At 70.3% G+C, this 13,651-nt stretch carries 18 protein-coding genes and 1 tRNA gene; 15 read left to right on the top strand and 4 right to left on the bottom strand.

Annotated features, from left to right (window positions below):
• Positions 1 to 3: 3 nt before the first annotated feature.
• The 3 genes from ABZ312_RS03275 to ABZ312_RS03265 all read right to left on the bottom strand — a co-directional run bounded on the left by ABZ312_RS03275 (position 4) and on the right by ABZ312_RS03265 (position 1,695).
• Entirely contained in the window at positions 4 to 411 is a 408-nt protein-coding gene (locus tag ABZ312_RS03275; protein ID WP_500436318.1) for an NUDIX hydrolase, read from the bottom strand.
• The gene (locus tag ABZ312_RS03270) at positions 408 to 1,079 is read right to left on the bottom strand and encodes an NUDIX hydrolase (RefSeq protein WP_500436317.1); all 672 of its coding nucleotides are present in this window, start codon (positions 1,077 to 1,079) and stop codon (positions 408 to 410) included. The genes ABZ312_RS03275 and ABZ312_RS03270 overlap by 4 nt, the downstream gene beginning before the upstream one ends.
• 253 nt (positions 1,080 to 1,332) lie before the next feature.
• On the bottom strand, positions 1,333 to 1,695 hold the full coding sequence (locus tag ABZ312_RS03265; protein WP_500436315.1) for a GntR family transcriptional regulator: 363 nt from the start codon (positions 1,693 to 1,695) through the stop codon (positions 1,333 to 1,335).
• Positions 1,696 to 1,883: 188 nt separating this feature from the next.
• Between ABZ312_RS03265 and ABZ312_RS03260 the strand changes: the two genes are divergently transcribed.
• The 11 genes from ABZ312_RS03260 (at position 1,884) to ABZ312_RS03210 (ending at position 8,751) form a co-directional block, all read left to right on the top strand.
• Complete coding sequence (locus ABZ312_RS03260) at positions 1,884 to 2,237, top strand: SCO3933 family regulatory protein (RefSeq protein ID WP_500436313.1); 354 nt, start codon at positions 1,884 to 1,886, stop codon at positions 2,235 to 2,237.
• 5 nt (positions 2,238 to 2,242) lie between these two features.
• Entirely contained in the window at positions 2,243 to 3,595 is a 1,353-nt protein-coding gene (locus tag ABZ312_RS03255) for an FtsK/SpoIIIE domain-containing protein (RefSeq protein ID WP_500436311.1), read from the top strand.
• An 82-nt stretch (positions 3,596 to 3,677) separates the two neighbouring features.
• Positions 3,678 to 3,884 (top strand): hypothetical protein, encoded by a 207-nt coding sequence (locus ABZ312_RS03250; protein ID WP_500436309.1) that lies wholly within the window; start codon positions 3,678 to 3,680, stop codon positions 3,882 to 3,884.
• Positions 3,885 to 3,889: 5 nt separating this feature from the next.
• On the top strand, positions 3,890 to 4,075 hold the full coding sequence (locus ABZ312_RS03245) for a hypothetical protein (RefSeq protein ID WP_500436307.1): 186 nt from the start codon (positions 3,890 to 3,892) through the stop codon (positions 4,073 to 4,075).
• Between the two features lie 73 nt (positions 4,076 to 4,148).
• Positions 4,149 to 4,793, top strand: coding sequence for a DUF2637 domain-containing protein (locus ABZ312_RS03240; RefSeq protein ID WP_500436305.1), 645 nt, complete (start codon positions 4,149 to 4,151; stop codon positions 4,791 to 4,793).
• A gap of 13 nt (positions 4,794 to 4,806) precedes the next feature.
• A complete protein-coding gene (locus ABZ312_RS03235) occupies positions 4,807 to 4,998 on the top strand; it encodes a mobile element transfer protein (protein ID WP_354797553.1) in 192 nt (63 codons plus the stop codon).
• A gap of 229 nt (positions 4,999 to 5,227) precedes the next feature.
• On the top strand, positions 5,228 to 5,527 hold the full coding sequence (locus ABZ312_RS03230) for a SpdD-like protein (RefSeq protein WP_500436303.1): 300 nt from the start codon (positions 5,228 to 5,230) through the stop codon (positions 5,525 to 5,527).
• A 92-nt stretch (positions 5,528 to 5,619) separates the two neighbouring features.
• On the top strand, positions 5,620 to 5,808 hold the full coding sequence (locus ABZ312_RS03225; protein WP_500436301.1) for a hypothetical protein: 189 nt from the start codon (positions 5,620 to 5,622) through the stop codon (positions 5,806 to 5,808).
• Positions 5,805 to 7,196: a replication initiator protein RepSA gene (gene repSA, locus ABZ312_RS03220; protein WP_500436300.1), complete on the top strand. Its 1,392-nt coding sequence runs from the start codon at positions 5,805 to 5,807 to the stop codon at positions 7,194 to 7,196. Before ABZ312_RS03225 ends, repSA begins: the two co-directional genes overlap by 4 nt.
• A gap of 11 nt (positions 7,197 to 7,207) precedes the next feature.
• Complete coding sequence (locus ABZ312_RS03215; protein ID WP_391578792.1) at positions 7,208 to 7,381, top strand: helix-turn-helix transcriptional regulator; 174 nt, start codon at positions 7,208 to 7,210, stop codon at positions 7,379 to 7,381.
• Complete coding sequence (locus ABZ312_RS03210) at positions 7,378 to 8,751, top strand: tyrosine-type recombinase/integrase (protein WP_500436298.1); 1,374 nt, start codon at positions 7,378 to 7,380, stop codon at positions 8,749 to 8,751. Before ABZ312_RS03215 ends, ABZ312_RS03210 begins: the two co-directional genes overlap by 4 nt.
• A gap of 215 nt (positions 8,752 to 8,966) precedes the next feature.
• On the opposite strand, the gene ABZ312_RS03205 is transcribed toward ABZ312_RS03210, so the two are convergent.
• Positions 8,967 to 9,038 (bottom strand) — tRNA-Arg (locus ABZ312_RS03205).
• A gap of 237 nt (positions 9,039 to 9,275) precedes the next feature.
• On the opposite strand from ABZ312_RS03205, the gene ABZ312_RS03200 reads away from it, so the two are divergent.
• The 4 genes from ABZ312_RS03200 to ABZ312_RS03185 all read left to right on the top strand — a co-directional run bounded on the left by ABZ312_RS03200 (position 9,276) and on the right by ABZ312_RS03185 (position 13,648).
• The gene (locus tag ABZ312_RS03200) at positions 9,276 to 9,707 is read left to right on the top strand and encodes a response regulator (protein WP_500325568.1); all 432 of its coding nucleotides are present in this window, start codon (positions 9,276 to 9,278) and stop codon (positions 9,705 to 9,707) included.
• 76 nt (positions 9,708 to 9,783) lie between these two features.
• On the top strand, positions 9,784 to 10,761 hold the full coding sequence (gene nrtL / locus ABZ312_RS03195) for an ArgS-related anticodon-binding protein NrtL (protein ID WP_500436296.1): 978 nt from the start codon (positions 9,784 to 9,786) through the stop codon (positions 10,759 to 10,761).
• A 19-nt stretch (positions 10,762 to 10,780) separates the two neighbouring features.
• Entirely contained in the window at positions 10,781 to 12,172 is a 1,392-nt protein-coding gene (gene lysA / locus ABZ312_RS03190; protein WP_500358242.1) for a diaminopimelate decarboxylase, read from the top strand.
• 126 nt (positions 12,173 to 12,298) lie between these two features.
• Entirely contained in the window at positions 12,299 to 13,648 is a 1,350-nt protein-coding gene (locus tag ABZ312_RS03185) for a homoserine dehydrogenase (RefSeq protein ID WP_500325366.1), read from the top strand.
• Positions 13,649 to 13,651: the final 3 nt, after the last annotated feature.

Here is a 13,651-nt window from a genome sequence, read left to right as displayed (position 1 = left end):
CAGCTACTTGGCCAGTGCGCCGTCGAGGTAGTCCTGTACCGGCTCGAACAGCCCGTACGGCACGTACTCGGGGATCTCGGCGTGCGCGACCCATGCGAGCTCGGCGAGCTCTTCCTCGTCGGCTACGTGCGCGGTGCCGGAAACGACGTCGCAGGCGGTGTAGGACATCAGCCGCTTCGTCTTGGGGTGGACGCGCTCGCCCAGGAGCTTGATGGCGCTCACGGTGAGCCCGGTCTCTTCGAGAGTCTCCCGCACGGCGGCTTCCTCGGGGCTCTCGCCGGCTTCGATGCCTCCGGCGGGGAACTGCCAGGACAGCTCGCCTTCGCGCATCCGCCGCCGGACCATCAGGACGCGCCCCTCCTGGACCACGATCGCGGCGGAGATGCCGGGCTGTTCGTCGGTCTGCGTCATGTCTGCTCCTCCAGAGCGGCCAAGATCGGCGGAAAGAGTCTATCGATGGGGATGAATCGCGTAACTGAGTTTCTGGGCGTCCACATGACGTCGACGTTCTCCAACACGTCGCTGTTGTGGGCCTCTCCGGCCAGGTACTCGCACAGGAAGTACTCGCACATGACGCCGGTGATCGGGTGTAGGCGCCTGCCGAGGTGCTGCCGTACGGCGATGTGAACGCCGGTCTCTGCAAGGGTTTCGCGGACGGTCGCGACTTCGGGCTTGGCGCCCGGCTTCACGACTCCGGCGGGGAACTGCCAGGTGATGCCGCCCGCGTCGTCGGATCGGCGGCAGACCATCAGGACGTCTTCGGCGCGGATCACGACGGCTATGGCGACTCGTAGGGCCTGTGCGGTAGGGACGCTGGCCGCGGTCGGCGTGGAGTCGTGGGCGGTGCTGCTGGCGGTGAGGAGTTGGAACCGCTGGCGTACCGCTGCGGACGTCTTCTCGTAGACGGAATCGAGTAGCTGCTGAATCTCAGCTCGGGGCACGATGGTCGGGTCGGCGTGCCAGGTGGCGACCGTGCGAATGCCGATGCCGAGGTGGGTTGCGAACGCCTCGTTGGTCATTCGCAGGGCGGCTTGCAAGGTGCAGGCGTACTGGCCGTTCCAGACCTCGATCACGTCCACTGATGGACTCCCACCGTAAGCCGGTCGCTGATGTGCATGGCAAGTGCCTTACAAGCGCACTGGTGCTGCACCGCTCGTTCATGGTGGTGCGCCCGCGTTGGCGGTTGACTCGAAGGCATGGAGAGCACACCCCCGAAGCCGGGAACCAGGGAACTCAGCCCGGAAGAGCTGCAGGACCTGGCGGCGCGGCTCAACCGCTTGGCCGGCGACGTCCGCGACCTGGTCGAGCGAATCGACGCCGTTCGCGCGCTCGCTACTTCCCGTCACGCCCAACTGTTCCCTCAAGGTCGGCCACCCGATCTGTGAGGAGGCGGACAGCCTCGCTGACCTCGTCCAGCCGCTTCACGATCGCCTGGTACTCGGACGATCCCTGAGGCTCGTCGGTCGGTGACTGGACGAAGTACCCCCGGTTTGGCACCGACCGGATGACGCCTTCCTCGATCAGGATCTTCAGAGCGCTCGTCACGGTCTGGGAGGCGATGCCGAATCGGAGGGCAAGTGCCCGCACCGAGTCCAGACGTTGACCCGGTGCGATCCGGCCCGAGGTGATCTCATCCCGCAGGATCGCGGCAACTTGCACCTTGGGCGGTCTGGGGTCATCGGAACGGACGCTCATGTACCGAGGCTACCGATTAGTGCGAGTCAGATCGAGGTGATACACCCAACCCTCTTGTGATCTAGAACGTATTGCATCACAGTGAGACGTGACGCTTCGCTGCACGCTCACCCTCAACACAAACCAGGGAGCGGCGCCCTACCGCCAAGCAGTCCGCCGCTCCCCGTCCCCTGAAAGGGAGTTCCATCATGCGTCAGATCCCCGTCGACACCTCCGCCGCGGCCGTGATGGTCGCCCAGCCCCCGCAGATCAAGATGCGCGACAAGAAGAACGGTGTGATCGCCATGGACCCGGAGACCGGGCACACGCTGATGACCGTGGACGTCATGTACGCGGCCTACGGCTCCGCCGAGGTCATCACCGTGACCGTCGCCGAGCCCGACATCTCCGGCGACCTGGTCATGGGCACCCCGGTCGCGCTGACCGGCCTGGTCGCCCGGCCGTGGGAGAACGAGTTCAACGGCACCAAGCGGCACGGCATCAGCTTCCGCGCTGCCGCGGTCACCGCGCTCGTCCCGGCCGCCGCGAACGGGCAGGGCTGAGCGCCATGTCGGGAACCTGGCTCACCGTGCTGGCCGGCTTAACCGGAGCCGGGGTGCTGGTCCTGCGCTGGCGGCGTCCAGCCTGGTACTGGCTGACCATCGGCGCCCTGATCGCCGTCGTACGGATCCGGTTCACCTACGCCTCGGTGATGGAGGCCTGCGGGCTGACCGTTCCGCCGTCCCGGATCCGGCTGATGTGGGCCCGCGCCACCAACACCGACGTCCCACCGGACCAGCCGGCTCGGCTGTCCCGGATCCGGGTGACCCGTACAGGCCTGGTGCTGCGCCTTCGGCTCCGGCCCGGTCAGGACGCCTTCGACGTGGCCGCCGCCACCGACCGCCTGAGGCACTCCTTTCGGATGCACGGGGTCAACTCCCGCGAGATCAAGGCTGGGGTGGTCGAGGTCGCCATGACTGGCTACGACGTCCTCAAGCGGGTTCAGATGCCCGTCCGCGACGATCGCGGGGTCCTGCGGATTCCGGTCGCGCTTCGCGATGACGGCACGGTTCACTACCGCGACTACCGCGAGACACCGCACGCCCTGAACCTCGGGGCCACCCAGTCCGGCAAGTCCGTCTATCAGCGCAACCTCGTGCGCGAACTGGCCTCGCAGCGGGTCGCCCTGGTCGGGATCGACTGCAAGCAGGGTGTCGAACTCGCCCCGTTGGCACGCCGCTTCTCGGCATTGGCGGACAACCCTGATGATGCCGCCGACCTGCTCGAAGTGCTCGTGGCCATGATGGCGGACACCTACCAGGTCATCCGCCGCGAACAACGGATCAGCGCCGACACTCCGGACGCGGAGATCACCTCCGACATCTGGGGCCTGTCGGAAGAGGAGCGACCGACGCCGATCGTCGTCCTCATAGATGAGGTCGCCGAACTCGCCCTGTGGTCCACCACGGCGGAGAAGAAGCGCCGCGAGCGGATCGTCACTGCGCTGGTCCGCCTGGCCCAGCTCGGCCGCGCCGCCGGCATCTACCTGGAGATCTGCGGACAACGCTTCGGCTCCGAACTCGGCGACGGAATCACCATGCTGCGTGCCCAGCTCACCGGCCGCGTCGCGCACCGCGTCAACGACGAAGCCTCCGCCAAGATGGCCTTCGGCGACATCAACCCCGACGCCGTGCTCGCCGTCCAGACCATCCCCACCAACCGCCCCGGCCTGGCGATCTGCGGCGACTCCTCCGGCGGCTGGGTCCGCACCCGAACCCCCCACACCACGCTCCGCCAGGCTGTCACCGCCTGCAACGAGCACGCACACCTCACGCCCGAGCCGGCCGCTCTCGCCGCCTTCCGCCCGCTACGCGACGTCGAGACCCCGGTTCTGGCCAAGCCGGTGCCCGTGATCGCCTGAAGCACCCCCGAACAACGGTTGGCGCGACCGCCCCGCGCCAGGTCCCTAGCCCCGCCATGCCAGAAACGAGAGGACGTGCCCGATGACAGGCCCCTCCATCTCTGAGATCTCCGCCTTCCTCGCCGACCTGAACGCCCACCGCCGCACCGGCGAAGGCGACCTGGCCGCGCTGATGGACCGCAAGGCCGACTTGTTGGAGCGCATCGCCGCGACCCGGCCCGACGACACCGAGGCCGCCGCGATCGCCGTCAACGCCCGCACTAACGCCGACCGCGTCAAGGGCCGGTGACCACCATGCCCACACGCAAGAAGACTCCCGCCCCCGAAGCGCCGGCGCCGGACGCGTGCCCGGTGTGCAAGGGCACCGGAGAAGTCGCCGTCCCGGCACGCGTCGGCCGTACCCGCGCTGAGACCGATCACCGGCAGTCCGGCATCTGCCTCACCTGCCTCGGCTCCGGCGAAGCCACCGACCCCGACTGACCCCCGGTGCCGGGCGGCCGGCCACCACACCCCGCCCGGCACCGACCCAAGACCCCTGGAAGGAGGAACCGCGATGCGCTCGAAACTCCGGCCGGATGCCGTGCTGGTACAGGCCGTGATCGCCGGTGCCCTGTCCTTCGCCCACCTCCACGACATCGCTGAAGCAGCCGGACAGCACGGCTGGAAAGCCTGGGCCTACCCCGTCTCCGTAGACCTACTGCTGGTCGCCGCCTGGCGACGTCTGCGCCTCCTCCGCGCCGCCCACGGTCCGGTCCGCGCCGCCTGGTTCTGGTTCGCCGTAGCCCTGACTGCGTCGCTAGGGGCGAACGTCGCCACCGCTGGACTGCTGGACCTGGCTGCCGTGCCCGCCTGGCTGCGCATCCTCGTGGCTGGCTGGCCCGCCCTGGCCTTCCTCGGCGGCACCCTCCTCGTCCACACCCCGGCTCCCGCCGCTGCCGCCGAACCCATTGAGCCGGACCCCGACCCCGTCACCGCGGTCGAGTCGCATCGGGAAGTCGTCGGCGGTCCCGAGCCTGCCCCGCCCGCACTGCCAGCGCCGCCCGCACCACCGGTACCAGCCGCGCTGCTCGCGTACGCCCGCAAGGTCGCCGACGCCCACCGCGCCGCGACCGGCACCGAGATCGACACCGACACCCTGCGCGCCCGGCTCGGCGTCCCCGCACCGCTCGCCGCCGCCATCGCCGCCCAACTCACCTGAGAGGAAATCCACCATGGCCCGCCGCGACCAGTTCCACTCGATTGCTCACGTCGGCCCCGTCCAGATCGGCACCTTCCGCGACCCCTACGGCCGCAGCCGGCACGCCGCGGTGTGCACGGCTGAACGCTGCGGCTGGTCCTCGGACTACGCCAGCCGGGCCGCCGCCACGCTCGCCGCCCGCACCCACCGCTGCCGCATCGCCTGAGAGGAGCCCAACGCCATAACCGTCCACCTGCCGCTGATCGCCGTCCTGGCCGCCCTCGGCTACTTCGGCCTCAAGCTCACCCGAGTCCCGACCTGGCTCGTCCTGGTCCTGGTCCTCGGCGGCTTCTACCTCGCCGACACCTTCCTCGCCCCCGCCGTCGACTCCGGCACCCGCACCGGCGTCGAGATCGTCAACGGCACCACCAAGTAGACCCGAGAGGAGAACACCCATGCTCCGTCCCAAGATCCCGACCAATCCGACCGTCACCAGCGTCATCACACCGCCGACGACCACCGGCGTTGTGCAGCCCACGTACACGTCGACGCAGGTCCCGGTCAACTCGGCCCGGCCCACCGTGCAACTGACCCCCGGAGCCCTGATCGCCGTCGTCGCCGGCGGAACTGCCGCGGTCCTGGTCATCGGCACTGTCCTGGTCTCGCTCCTGCTCGCCGTCGCCATCACCGCCGCATCGGTCGCGGTGTGCGCCGTCGTCCTGCGCTCCCTGCTCAACGGCCAGCACAAGCGCTGACGGGCCCCCGGGGCGGCACACGCCGCCAAGCATCGACCGCCCCGGGCGCCTTGCTCCCTCCCAGATCCAACGGACCCGAAAGCTTCCTCATCATGCCCGCGAATCCTCGCCTTGGCGCCCGTGTCTGCGGTCACTGCGACGGCTTCCCCGTCGTCGTCATCACTACCGGCACCCGCCTCCCGGACGGCTCCCGCGCCACCCTCCGTGCCGTCTGCCCTGCCTGCCAGGGCACCGGCGATCGGGCCGCCCACGTCGGTCGTCTCGTCAAGGGCTGCGCATGACTGTGACGGCACCGACCGGGCTGGACCCGGTCACCCTGCGGGATCTCCTGCGGGTGGCCGGGGCCCCGGACTTCCACCGCTGGGAAGACCAGATCCACCGCGCCGGAGGCTGCGGCAACCCCGTCCACCTGCGCGGCTGGACCGCGGTCAAGGACAAGACCACGGGCGAAACCCTGCACGCCTACACCACCGCCGACGAACCCGGCGGGCGGTTACGGATCGCCTGCGGCAACCGCCGCGCATCCCGTTGCAAGCCCTGTGCCACGGTCTACGCCGCTGACACCTACCACCTCGTCCGCGCCGGCCTCGCTGGAGACGAGGCCAAAGGCATCCCTGTCACCGTTCGCGACCACCCGAGGGTCTTCGCCACCCTCACCGCTCCCTCCTTCGGCCCGGTCCACAACCAGCCCGACACTGGCCGCTGCCGCTGTGGTATCACCCACGGCGACGACGACCTCACACTCGGCACCCCGCTGAATCCAGAGTCGTACGACTACGCCGCCGCAGTGCTCTTCAACAACCACGCTGGAGAGCTGTGGGTTCGCTTTATCAACCGGCTCCGCCGCGAGATCGCCGCCCGCGCCGGACTCTCCCAGAGGGCCCTTGCTGACGTCGCCCGCCTGTCGTACGGAAAGGTCGCCGAGTTCCAGAAGCGCGGAGCCGTCCACTTCCACGCCGTCATCCGCGTCGACGGACCCGAAGGCCCCGACACAACGCCGCCGGCCTGGGCCACCACAGCCCTGCTGGAGGACGCGATCCGCGCAGCCGCCACCCACGCCTACACCGCCATCACCGCCCCCGCGGCAGGCGACCAGCCCGCCTGCACCCTGCGCTGGGGCACCCAGCTCGACATCCGCCCGATCCGTGCCTTTGATGCCGGAGCCGAGATCACCGAACAAGCCGTGGCCGCATACGTGGCCAAGTACGCGACCAAAGCGGCCGAGACCACTGGCACCCTGGACCGACGGATCGGTGAACTGGCCGAACTCGACCGCCACGGCGTTCCCGACCACGCGCGCCGCCTGATTCAGGCCTGCTGGGACCTGGACGGCCTGTATCCCGACCGGCGGCTGTGGGCCTGGGCGCACATGCTCGGCTTCCGCGGCCACTTCTCGACCAAGTCCCGGCGCTACTCCACCACCCTCGGCGCCCTCCGGCAGATCCGCGCCGACTACCGCGCCGCCCAGCAACGTGACGCCCTCGGCCTCCTCGACTTCGACCAGGACCCCACCGTGCTCGTCCTGGCCGACTGGCAATACGCCGGTCACGGCCACACCCCCGGTGAATCGGTCCTGGCCGCGTCGATCGCCCGGGACATCCGCATCAACCGCGAAACCGCCCGCGAAGCCCTGCGCGACCAACTGACCCTGGAGCGAGGTGTCCTGTGAAAGACGAGCTGATGACCGTTCCGCAGATCCTCGCGGAGCTGGGAGGTGTTTCGCGCCGTACCTTCTACCGCTGGCGCGAGTTGGGTAACGGCCCGGACGCTTTCAAACTGCCGAATGGGGAGCTGAGAGTTTGGCGGAGCGACTTCGTGGCTTGGCTGCGCCAGCTGAAGGGGACCGCCGCGTGAAGTCTCTCGACGTGAAGGTGTGGGCCGTTCGTAAACGGAACACCAAGACACCGTCCTACAACGTGCGCTGGTCCGTGGGCGGCCAGGCATTCTCCGATACGTTCCGGACCAAGGGTCTCGCCGAAAATTTCCGCTCTAAGATTCTGCGGGCCGCCCACGACGGCGAAGAGTTTGATGCTGGCAGCGGTCTCCCTGGGTCCATGGCTGAGAAGGGGCCCACGCTGACCTGGTACGACTTCGCGCTCAGGTACCTGGCTATGAAGTGGCCGCATGCCGCGCCGAACACGCGTGTCGGGATCAACGAATCCTTGGCTTCGGTCACCGTGGCGCTCTTGGACGATCGTCTCGGCCGGCCGCCGGAGGAACTGCTCCGCAAGGCTCTACGGAACTGGGCTTTCGTCCTGCCGGGCCCGAGTGATCGGGAGCTGCCTGCGGAGATCGCCAATACGCTGCACTGGGTATCCAAGGCTTCACGCCCGCTGGCTGATCTCGGCGACCCGGTGATCGGCCGTGCCGTGCTCGATTCCCTCAAGCTCAAATTGGACGGCACTGCCGCGGCTGCCGAGACCGTGCGCCGGAAGCGACGGACGCTCGTCAACGCCATGCATTACGCGGTCGACCTGGGCGAGTTTCCGGAGAATCCCCTAGCCAGCGTCCGGTGGCAAAAACCCAAGGTTTCCAGCGAGGTAGACCCCCGGGTCGTCGCCAACCCTCATCAGGCCCGTGCCCTGCTGTACGCCATGTCGTACATCGGCGGCTACCGACGTGCCCGTGGCCGGCGCCTGGTGGGCCTGTTCGCCGCGATGTACTTCGGGGGCCTGCGTCCGGCCGAAGCGGTCGGCCTCGCCGATACCGACCTCACCTTGCCCCCGTCCGGCTGGGGCTCTGCCCTGCTCCACCGCACCCGCCCCAGCGTCGGGAAGCAGTGGACCGACTCGGGGGAGAGCCACGACGACCGCGGGCTGAAGAACCGGCCGGCCGAGGATGTGCGGCGGGTGCCGATTCCCCCGCAGCTGGTGGCGATCTTCCGGGAACACCTCGACACCTTCGGTACGGCCGGCGACGGGCGGCTGTTCTTCAGTGAGGGCGGGGGAGTGGTCTCCTCGTCCTCCTACTACCGGGCCTGGCAGGAGGCTCGGCTACTGGCGCTGCCGCCGGCTGTGGCCGCCTCACCGCTCGCCCGGCGTCCCTACGACCTGCGGCACTCAGCGCTGTCGACCTGGCTGAACGCCGGCGTGGACGCCACCGAGGTTGCCGAACGGGCGGGCAACAGTGTGGAGGTGCTGCTGAGTCGGTACGCGAAGTGCATCGATGGCCGGCAGGAGGTCGCCAACCGCCGCATCGAGGACCTGCTGCGCGAGTACGAGTGATGCCCCGGACTTCTGCGATCCTGGCCCCTGGAGCTGTCCGGGGGTCTTCGCCGTTTTCGGGGGCTGACCTGGGCCGATGTCCCAAGATCCTGTCCACGTACTGTCCACAGACCCCGTCCTATGGCCACTTTCGGCGGCATACGCCTGCGCATACGCAAAGACCCCGCACTCAGCGTCTTGGCTGGTGGCGGGGTCTTTTGGCACCTCGTGCGAGGTGCCCCCGGCAGGATTCGAACCTGCGCACACGGCTCCGGAGGCCGTTGCTCTATCCCCTGAGCTACGGGGGCGTGTCGGCCGCTGTGGCGGCGACGGGTGAAACCTTACCAGCCTGGAAGGGGTGTCCGTGTACAGGGTTTCCGGGGAGGCGGGTTGCGGGTGGGGAGGGGGTGGCGGGCGTGCCCCGCGCCGCGTGCCGGTGGCATAGCCCATGGCGGCGGCGCGTGTCCGGCGCACCGGTGCGGGGTCCCCCGGTCGGGGAAGGAATGGGGAAAACGCGGACGCATCCGATCCGGCGCGCCTAGGCTCTGAATGTGCCGGGCGAGTCCGGCCGGGTGCTTGTCGTCGACGACAACAAGGTCATCCGGCAGCTGATCAGGGTCAACCTCGAGCTGGAGGGCTTCGAGGTCGTGACCGCGGCCGATGGTGCCGAATGCCTGGACGTGGTGCAGCAGGTGCGCCCCGATGTGGTGACCCTGGACGTCGTCATGCCGCGGCTGGACGGGATACGGACGGCGGCCCGCCTCCGCTCGGACCCCCGCACCCGTGACGTGCGGATCGTCGTGGTCAGCGCCTGCACCCAGGCCGAGGTGGAGCGCGGCGTCGCCGCCGGGGTGGACGCCTTCCTCAGCAAGCCCTTCGAGCCCGGCGAGCTGCTCAGCGTGGTGCGCGGGCTCGTCGACAAGGACGTCGACGCACCCCAGCAAGGCGCGTCGGCGGGCACCCCGGGCACTGCCTGACGGCGGGTGACCAGGGATGACCAAAGGGTGAAACCCGTTCGCGTCGGTACCCCCCTCCTCGCCTACGCTTGCGTCTGTGACCCCCGCTGAGCTCTCCCACACCGTGCTCGCCACGGTCCGTCGTGCCGTGGAGGCCGACGAGCTCAGCCTCGCGGGCCCGGTGCCCGAGCGGGTCGTCGTGCGCAGGCCGCCGCGGCCCGGGTGCGGGGACTACGCCACGAACGTGGCCCTGCAGCTGGCCCCCCTGACCGGCGTCGCGCCGCTCGCCGTCGCGGACGTCATCGGCCGCCGGCTCGCCGCCGCCCCCGGCATCGCCCGGGTGGACGTCGCCGCACCGGGGTTCCTCAACATCACCCTCCAGGGGGAGTCCCACGAGGCCCTCGTCGATCTCGTACGCGAGCAGGGCCACCGCTACGGGGTGGGGGAGCACGAGGCCGCGGCCCTCCCCGCACCCAGCGGCGAGGGCCGTGCCGACGCCTACGCCGCCGCCCTCCGCCGGCTCCACGCGGCCACCGGCATCGAGCCGCCCGCGCGGCGGCCGTACCCCGTACGGGAGACGCCGGACGAGCTGGCCGGCAGCCTCGGCGCCGACGCCACCGCCTGGGCGCTGCTGCGCCCGCCCGCCGAGGACGCCCCCCGCACCGACCCCGCGGCGCACCTGGCGCAGCGCGAGGACAACCCCCTGTTCCGGGTCCGGTACGCTCACGCCCGAAGCCGGGCCCTGTTGCGCAATGCCCACGACCTGGGCCTGGAACCCGGCGCCGAATCCGGCCGCCGGGATCCCGCGGAGACCGAACTGCTCGGCCTGATCGCCGACTTCCCCCGCACCGTGGAGGCCGCTGCCCGGCACGGCGCACCCGACCGGGTGGCGCGGTTGCTGGAGCGCACGGCTGATGCCTTCCTCCGTTTCCACGACGAGTGCCCGGCGCTGCCGAAGGGCGAGGAGAAACCCTCGGCCGTTCACGGGGCCCGCCTGGCGCTCGCCGACGCCGCCGGGACCGTGCTCGCCAACGGCCTGACCCTGCTCGGCATCAGCGCCCCCCGACACCTGTGAGAGCAGAGAGCACGAGACGATGAGCCGTTCCGCACACCCCGCCGGGCCCCGTTACGCCGACGTCCTCCCCGAGGGTCACTACGCGGCGCCGCCCGCCGACCTGAACACCCTGGACCCCCGGGTCTGGGCCCGTACCGTCACCCGGGACGCCGAGGGCGTCGCCACCGTCGGCGGACTGGACGTCCGCGGCCTCGCGGAGGAGTTCGGCACCCCCGCCTACATCCTGGACGAGGCCGACTTCCGGGCCCGCTGCCGTGCCTGGCGCGAGGCCTTCGGCGCGGACGCCGACGTCTTCTACGCGGGCAAGGCGTTCCTGTCCCGCGCCGTGGTGCGCTGGCTGAACGAGGAGGGGCTCAACCTCGACGTGTGCTCCGGCGGGGAACTGGCCGTGGCGCTGTCCGCGGGGATGCCGGCCGACCGGATCGCGCTGCACGGCAACAACAAGACCACCGAGGAGATCCGCCAGGCCGTCGAGGCCGGGGTGGGACGGATCGTGGTGGACTCGTTCCAGGAGATCGTCCGGGTGGCGGACGCCGCGCAGAAGCTGGGCAGGCGGCAGCGGGTGCAGGTCCGCGTCACGGTCGGCGTCGAGGCGCACACCCACGAGTTCATCGCCACCGCGCACGAGGACCAGAAGTTCGGTTTCTCCCTGGGCGGCGGGGACGCGGCCGAGGCGGTGCGCCGGGTGCTGCGCCTGGACTCGCTCGAACTGGTCGGCATCCACTCGCACATCGGCTCGCAGATCTTCGACACCTCCGGCTTCGAGGTGGCGGCGCACCGGGTGACCGGCCTGCTGCGGCAGATCCGCGACGAGCACGGGGTGGAGCTGCCCGAGATCGACCTCGGCGGCGGCCTCGGCATCGCGTACACCCCGGACGACGACCCGCGCGAGCCGCACGAGATCGCCAAGTCGCTGGGGGAGATCGTCTCCCGCGAGTGCCGGGGCGCGGAGCTCGCCGTCCCGCGGCTGTCGGTCGAGCCGGGCCGGGCGATCGTGGGCCCGACGGCGTTCACCCTGTACGAGGTGGGGACGATCAAGCCGCTGGAGGGCCTGCGGACGTACGTGAGCGTGGACGGCGGCATGTCGGACAACATCCGCACCGCGCTGTACGACGCCGAGTACAGCGTCGCGCTGGTGTCGCGGTCGAGCGACGCCGAGCCGATGCTGAGCCGGGTCGTCGGCAAGCACTGCGAGTCGGGCGACATCGTGGTGCGCGACGCCTTCCTCCCCGCCGACCTGGCGCCCGGCGACCTGCTGGCGGTGCCGGCGACGGGTGCGTACTGCCGCTCGATGGCCAGCAACTACAACCACGCCCTGCGCCCCCCGGTGGTCGCCGTCAAGGACGGCGAGGCCCGGGTGATCGTCCGGCGCGAGACGGAAGAAGATCTCCTGCGTCTCGACGTCGGCTGACGTGAAATCTCACATAGAAGGAGACCGGTCTCGCGATCCGGACAGCACGTGGAAACTTCCGTCCGGTGCGTGAGACTGGGACCGTCCAAGAGGCTTGAAAAGCCGTAAACCGCGAAGCGAGGTCGGATGATGCGTACGCGTCCGCTGAAGGTGGCGCTGCTGGGCTGTGGTGTTGTCGGCTCAGAGGTGGCGCGCATCATGACGACGCACGCGGACGACCTCGCCGCGCGGATCGGCGCACCGGTGGAGCTCGCCGGCATCGCGGTACGGCGGCCCAACCGGGTGCGCGCGGGCGTGCCCGCCGAGCTGCTCACCACCGACGCGACCGCCCTGGTCAAACGCGGGGACATCGACGTGGTCGTCGAGGTGATCGGCGGCATCGAGCCCGCCCGCTCCCTGATCACCACCTCCTTCGAGCACGGCGCCAGCGTGGTGTCCGCCAACAAGGCGCTGCTGGCCGCCGACGGCGCCGCGCTGCACGCCGCGGCCGTCGAGCACGGGGTGGACCTCTACTACGAGGCCGCGGTCGCCGGCGCCATCCCGCTGATCCGCCCGCTGCGCGAGTCGCTGGCCGGCGACAAGGTCAACCGGGTGCTGGGCATCGTCAACGGCACGACCAACTTCATCCTCGACAAGATGGACACCACCGGCGCCGGCTACTCCGAGGCGCTGGACGAGGCCACCGCGCTGGGCTACGCCGAGGCCGACCCCACCGCCGACGTGGAGGGCTTCGACGCCGCCGCCAAGGCCGCGATCCTGGCGGGCATCGCCTTCCACACCCGGGTGACCATCGACGACGTGCACCGCGAGGGGATCACCGAGGTCACCGCGTCCGACATCGCCTCGGCCAAGAAGATGGGCTGCACGGTGAAGCTGCTGGCGATCTGCGAGCGCAGCGCCGACGGCCGTTCGGTCACCGCCCGCGTCCACCCGGCGATGATCCCGCTGACGCACCCGCTGGCCAGCGTGCGCGAGGCGTACAACGCGGTCTTCGTGGAGGCCGCGGCCGCCGGCCAGCTGATGTTCTACGGCCCCGGGGCGGGCGGCTCGCCGACGGCCTCCGCGGTGCTGGGCGACCTGGTGGCGACCTGCCGCAACAAGCTGGCCGCCACCACCGGGCCGGGGGAGTCGGCGTACGCGCAGCTCACCGTCAGCCCGATGGGTGACGTGGTGACGCGGTACCACATCAGCCTGGACGTGGCGGACAAACCGGGTGTCCTGGCCCAGGTGGCCACGGTCTTCGCCGAGCACCAGGTGTCGATCGACACCGTTCGTCAGCAGGGAAGGAATCCGGGCGGCGGCGACGGAGTCGTCGTCGAGCAGGGTGGTGGCGGGCGACGGGAGGGCGGGGAGGCGTCGCTCGTCGTCGTCACCCACCGGGCGCCGGACGCGGCGCTCGCGGCGACCGTCGAGGCGCTGCGCAAGCTCGACACCGTCCGGGGCGTCGCCAGCATCATGCGTGTGGAAGGGGAGTAATCC

It is taken from the genome of Streptomyces sp. NPDC006207, from assembly GCF_040613835.1.
Taxonomy (GTDB): Bacteria; Actinomycetota; Actinomycetes; order Streptomycetales; family Streptomycetaceae; genus Actinacidiphila.
The sequence above is the reverse complement of the archived record's forward strand: the minus strand, read 5'-3'. Positions and strand labels throughout refer to the sequence as shown.